This is a genomic window from Pseudomonas tehranensis, from assembly GCF_014268615.1.
Classification (GTDB): Bacteria; Pseudomonadota; Gammaproteobacteria; order Pseudomonadales; family Pseudomonadaceae; genus Aquipseudomonas; species Aquipseudomonas tehranensis.
Window position 1 is genome coordinate 1 of the sequence record NZ_JABWQV010000287.1, and the last position, 5,623, is coordinate 5,623.

Genomic DNA, 5,623 nt, shown 5'->3' on the forward strand with positions numbered 1-5,623 from the left:
TTATCCCCGCTGGGCTGCGCAGCAGCCCCCTAAAGCAGTGAACTCAATCTTCCTGGCACACCGAGTTGCCTGGTTTAGGGGCCGCTTCGCAGCGCAACGGGGATAAATCCCCTCGCCACAAGGGAGGCGTGGGCACGGCCTGGCGGAATTTCAGGGTTTTATGTCCTACCTCGGCCCAAGCGGCGCTTCTAAGATACGAACCGATGCTCTGTCCCCCGACATCCCAGAGCGAGACCACGTAAAAACAAAAGGTCTGCCAGCGTGCCCCTACCCTCCGCGATGCTCAAGAACGTCTATGACAGCCTGCGATACACCCCATGCCAGAGGGGGCCGCGACTGTCGATGGGAATCAGTACCCATCCGCTGGTCAACGCCCTCGGCTGGCTGGTAGGCCTGGTGGTGGCCTGCGGGATTGTCATCATCAATTCAGAAACCCACTCCGACCTGGCCCCCACCCTGCTGTACATCACCTTGCTGTTGATGGCGGCCAATCTGTTCTCGATCAACCTGGTGATCACTGTCGCATTAATGTGCATGCTCTTGCTCACGGCGATGTTCCTGTACAACGGCGGCTACCATCGCTGGGATTCGACCACCGGTTTTTTCCGCTGCCTGACAGCGCTGTCGGCCATTGCCTTCCTGGCGCTGCGCAGCAAGCAGGCTTCAGACAGCTTGCGGCATAACGAGGCCTACCTGATCGGGGCCCAGCGCTTGAGTCAGACTGGCAGCGTGGGCTTTCGCGGTGATCGGCAAAACATATCCTGGTCGGAGGAGTCTGCACGGATCTTCGAATACCCACCCAGCAAGGCGCCGACGGTTTCGATGATGCTCGAACGCACGCACCCCGAAGACCTTGAGCTGGCACGCGGAGTTTTCGAACAGGCCGCCCGCCGCGAACCGCAGATTGAGGTCAAGCTGCGCCTGCTGATGCCTGACGGGCGTATCAAGCATATCCACATGATCGCCAGTCCCTCGCTGTTGCAACACGGCCGTTTCCAGTACCTCGGCGCGCTCATGGACATCACCGCCAGCAAGCAGGCCGAAGAAGCGTTGTTCCGCGCTCAGACCCAACTGGCCCACGTCACCCGTCTGACTTCGCTAGGGGAAATGGCCGCCTCCATTGCCCACGAAGTCAACCAGCCATTGACGGCCATTACCAGCAGCGGCGAAGCCTGCCGCCGGTGGCTTCAACGCCCCGAACCCGACCTTAAGGAAGCCCTCGATTCCCTCGACCGGATCATCGCCAACGGGTGTCGCGCCAGTGAGGTCATCAGCCGCATCCGGGCGCTGTCACGCAAGTGTGATCCGTTGCGTCAACCCGAGCCGCTGGACGATATCGTCAGCGAGACGCTCTGTCTGGTCCAGCAGCAACTGGCTCATCACAAAGTCAGGGTGCAAGTGGATCTGGCGACAAGCGGCGTGCAGGTCAGCGCGGACCGCGTGCAGCTGCAGCAAGTGATCATCAACCTGATCATCAATGCCTGCCACGCCATGGATGGGATCAAAGTGCGCGAGCCCATTCTGCAGATCCGCACCTGGCTGCAAGACAACGAGGCTGTGCTGGAGGTGACCGATCAAGGAACCGGCATCGCCGCCGACATTCTGCCCTCCCTGTTCAATGCATTTTTCACCACCAAGGAAAATGGCCTGGGCATGGGCCTGTCCATCTGCCGGTCCATCATCGACTTTCACGAGGGCAGGATCTGGGCAACCAGCGAGGTTGGCCCAGGCACATCATTCAGGTTCGCACTGCCGTTGTTAACGTGCGCATCGTTGTCCGGGGAGCCCCAATGAGCCCTTATTCCCATAAGAATCCAGCCACCTGCACCGCCCCCCTCGTGTACATCGTCGACGACGATGCCCCTCTGCGCGAATCCCTCGGCAGCCTGCTGCGCTCCATTGGCCTGCAGGTTCAACTGTTCAGCTCGGTCGCAGGGTTCATGCAGCATCCCAGGCCCGATCTGCCCAGTTGCCTGGTATTGGATGTACGACTGCAGGGCACCAGCGGCCTGGATTGCCAGCGCGAGCTGGTTGCCGCCAACGTTCAACTACCGATCGTGTTCATGACCGGCCATGGCGATATCGCCATGACCGTTCGAGCGATGAAGGCTGGCGCGGTGGATTTCCTCGCCAAGCCGTTTCGCGAGCAGGACCTGATCGATGCTGTGGCCGCCGCCCATCAACAGGATCGGCTGCGTCGCGAGGCCGAGCGCAACCACCAACACCTGCTTGAGCGCTACATCACCCTGACGCCGAGGGAGCAGCAAGTCATGGCGCTGGCGGCGTCGGGCCTGATGAACAAGCAGATTGCCGCCGAGATAGGCTTGAGCGAAATCACGGTCAAGATTCACCGTGGCCAGGCCATGCGCAAAATGTCCGCGCGCTCCTTTGCCGACCTGGTACGCATGGCCCAGGCCTTGGAGCTTGCCCGCGACCAGTAACGTTTTCATACCCACGTATACTTGGCGGGACACCTGGACCGCGTATCTTGCAATGATCGCGGGTGGCTCTATGGCCACCTGATATCACTGCCAGGTATCAACATGTCCAACAGCGCAATAATTTCAGTCGTTGATGATGACGAATCGGTCCGAATTGCGCTGGATGGCTTGTTACGCTCCCACGGCTATCGGGTCAACACATTCGCCAACGCCCTGCAATTTCTGTCTTCCAGTGAGCGTGGCAAAACCGCCTGCCTGATATCGGATATACAAATGCCTGGCATGACGGGCATTCAGATGTATGAACAGCTGTCTTCCCTGGGCATTCGTATCCCGGTCATCTTCATTACCGGCCATCCCGGCGCTCCACCCCGTCTCAGCGCGGCGGCTCCCAAACCGCTGGCATTTTTCCCAAAGCCGTTCGACTGCGCTGCACTGATCGCTTGCATCGAGTCGGTACTTGAACGTCCTTTTTGACTTGCGCCGCCCATACCTTCGTATAGCTCACCCCCTACCCACGCATAGGCCCGATGACCCTATGTAGAAGTGTTGGATGTGATCGCCGCGAATACCATCTGCTGCAGCGAGCCGAAGCTGGATGCGCTGGATGTTCAAGCATCCAAGCCACGCAATTTTGGGTATTTCGCAGCACTGGCACGCGGGGCAAACCCACCCTTTCAACGTATCGATTTTGTCTTCGGGAGCAAATCATGAAACAGCATATTCTGGTGATTGGCGCAGGTTTCGGCGGGGTATGGAGCGCCCTCGGTGCAGCCCGCCTGCTGGACCAGCATGATCGCAACGACGTACAGATTACGGTCCTGGCGCCACAAGCGGAGTTACGAATCCGGCCCCGGTTCTATGAGCCGAATGTCCACACCATGATGGCTCCGCTGGGCGGGCTGTTCGATGCGGTGGGGATAACATTCGTGCAGGGCTCGGCGAGTACTATCGACGTCGATAGCAAACGGGTTGGCTACGTGGACGTCTTCGGGACACAGGGCACGCTGGGCTACGACCGCCTGGTGCTGGCGGCGGGCAGCAAACTGATCCGTCCCGACCTCAAGGGCATGATGGAACATGCGTTCGACGTCGATGAGATCGAACAGGCAACACGCCTGGAAGCCCACATCAAGTCCCTCAAGAATCTGCCGGACAGCCCTGGCCGTAACACCGTAGTGGTGGCCGGTGGTGGTTTCACCGGCATCGAAACCGCGACTGAGATGCCTGCGCGTTTACGCGCCATCCTGGGCGAGGACGCCAACATCCGCGTCATCGTGGTGGAGCGCGGGCCGCAAATCGGCGCGTCGATGGGCGACGGTATTCGCCCGTCCATCATCGAAGCTTCCGACCACCTGGGCATCGAGTGGAGGGTCAATGTGTCGGTCGACTCGGTGGATGCTGACGGCGTCACCCTTTCGGATGGCCAGCGTATCGAGTCCAGGACGGTGATCTGGACCGTGGGCTTCCGTGCCAGCCCTTTAACCCAACAAGTGCCGGGCACTCGCGCCCCTCAAGGTCGCCTGCACGTCGATGGACATCTGAAGGTAGTGGGACAGAACGACATATTCGCCAGCGGTGACGTGGCCTATGCCGCCACCGACACGCTTGGCAACTACGCGGCGATGTCCTGCCAGCACGCCATCGCCCTGGGGCGCTATGCTGGCCACAACGTCGCGGCGGACCTGCTGGGTGTCGCGCCGATGACCTACAGCCAGCCCAAGTACGTGACTTGCCTGGACCTGGGTGCCTGGGGCGCGGTATTCACCGAAGGTTGGGACCGCCAGCTCAAACTGGTCGGGCAGGAAGCCAAGGAACTCAAAACCCAGATCAACACGGTGTGGATCTACCCTCCGGCCGCCGACCGTGCCACAGCCCTGGCTGCGGCTGATCCGTTGATTCCTGTGGCTTGACTCACCTGCCATAGCCCGGCCAGTCCCCTCCTTTCTGTGCCGGTTTTCCCGAACACCTGCCGTTGCTTTTTGGGCAGGTGTTTTTTCAGTCCATGTGCCACGTTTCGAACCCATCGGTCCTTCGACATGGGTGATGGTGCCATTCTCTCTTCGGTCTATGGAGCTCAACCTGGGCGCCGTACGTTCCAAAACCGTGCTTATCCTCACCCAGTTCAAATATCGCCATTGCCCAGCAAAATGCGTTGCAATGCCCGCCCCTCGCACAAGCTGCACAAGGTAAGGTAGACAAAAATCATCCCGATCGAGGTGTACCGTGGCCTCCTATTCCCTGCGTCAGCTGAAATACTTCGTCACCACTGTCGAGTGTGGCAGCGTCGCTGAAGCCTCCCGCAAGCTGTACATTGCCCAGCCCTCGATTGCGACCGCCGTCAAAGGGCTGGAAGACAGTTTCGGCGTGCAGTTGCTCATCCGTCACCACGCCCAGGGTGTGTCACTAACCCCCAGCGGTGCGCGCTTCTATCGCAAGGCCCAGGAACTGCTGCGCATGGCGCGAGAGTTCGAGCAGAACGCGTTGGCCGATAACGACGTGGTCAGCGGTCAGATCGACATCGGCTGCTTCGAGACTGTCGCGCCACTGTATTTGCCACGATTGATCGCCGGTTTCCGCCAGCGTTACCCAGGTGTGGAGATCCGTCTGCAGGACGGTGAGCAACAGGAATTGGTGCAAGGTTTAACGGGGGGGCGTTTCGACCTGGCGATATTCTATGAGCACGACCTGGACGGCACCATCGAGACCGAGGCGCTGATGGCGCCGCAACAACCCTACGCGCTGCTGCCGGCGGGGCACCGCTTTGCCAGCCAGGCTCAGGTGTCCCTGCGCGACTTGGCGCTGGAGCCGATGATTCTGTTGGACGTGCAACCCAGCCGGACCTATTTCGTGAGCATTTTCGAGGAGTTGGGCCTGACACCGAACATTGTTTTCAGCTCACCTTCGATCGAAATGGTGCGTGGCATGGTCGGACAATCGTTCGGCTTTGCGCTGCTGGTAACCCGGCCACATTCCACCTGCACCTACGATGGGCAGCAAGTGGTGTGCGTCAACATCGCCGAGGACGTGACCGGTTCGGCCCTGGCGGCGGGATGGCTCAAGCGCGCGCACCTGACCAAACCTGCGCAGTTATTCGTGGATTACTGCAAAGAGCAGTTCAAGCAATGGCTGGCCTGATGCCCAGTCAAACACCGAACCCTGTGGCGAGGGAGCTTGCTCCC

At 60.1% G+C, this 5,623-nt stretch carries 5 protein-coding genes; all 5 read left to right on the forward strand.

What is annotated here, in order from left to right:
• Positions 1-342 precede the first annotated feature (342 nt).
• The 5 genes from HU811_RS24155 (at position 343) to HU811_RS24175 (ending at position 5,579) form a co-directional block, all read left to right on the forward strand.
• Entirely contained in the window at positions 343-1,794 is a 1,452-nt protein-coding gene (locus HU811_RS24155; RefSeq protein ID WP_186658489.1) for a sensor histidine kinase, read from the forward strand.
• Positions 1,791-2,441: a response regulator transcription factor gene (locus HU811_RS24160; RefSeq protein WP_092398039.1), complete on the forward strand. Its 651-nt coding sequence runs from the start codon at positions 1,791-1,793 to the stop codon at positions 2,439-2,441. The genes HU811_RS24155 and HU811_RS24160 overlap by 4 nt, the downstream gene beginning before the upstream one ends.
• Before the next feature lie 102 nt (positions 2,442-2,543).
• Entirely contained in the window at positions 2,544-2,918 is a 375-nt protein-coding gene (locus HU811_RS24165) for a response regulator transcription factor (RefSeq protein WP_092398037.1), read from the forward strand.
• 233 nt (positions 2,919-3,151) lie between these two features.
• The gene (locus tag HU811_RS24170; RefSeq protein WP_186658487.1) at positions 3,152-4,354 is read left to right on the forward strand and encodes an NAD(P)/FAD-dependent oxidoreductase; all 1,203 of its coding nucleotides are present in this window, start codon (positions 3,152-3,154) and stop codon (positions 4,352-4,354) included.
• A 313-nt stretch (positions 4,355-4,667) separates the two neighbouring features.
• Positions 4,668-5,579, forward strand: a complete 912-nt coding sequence (locus tag HU811_RS24175) for a LysR substrate-binding domain-containing protein (protein WP_092398033.1) — start codon at positions 4,668-4,670, stop codon at positions 5,577-5,579.
• Positions 5,580-5,623: the final 44 nt, after the last annotated feature.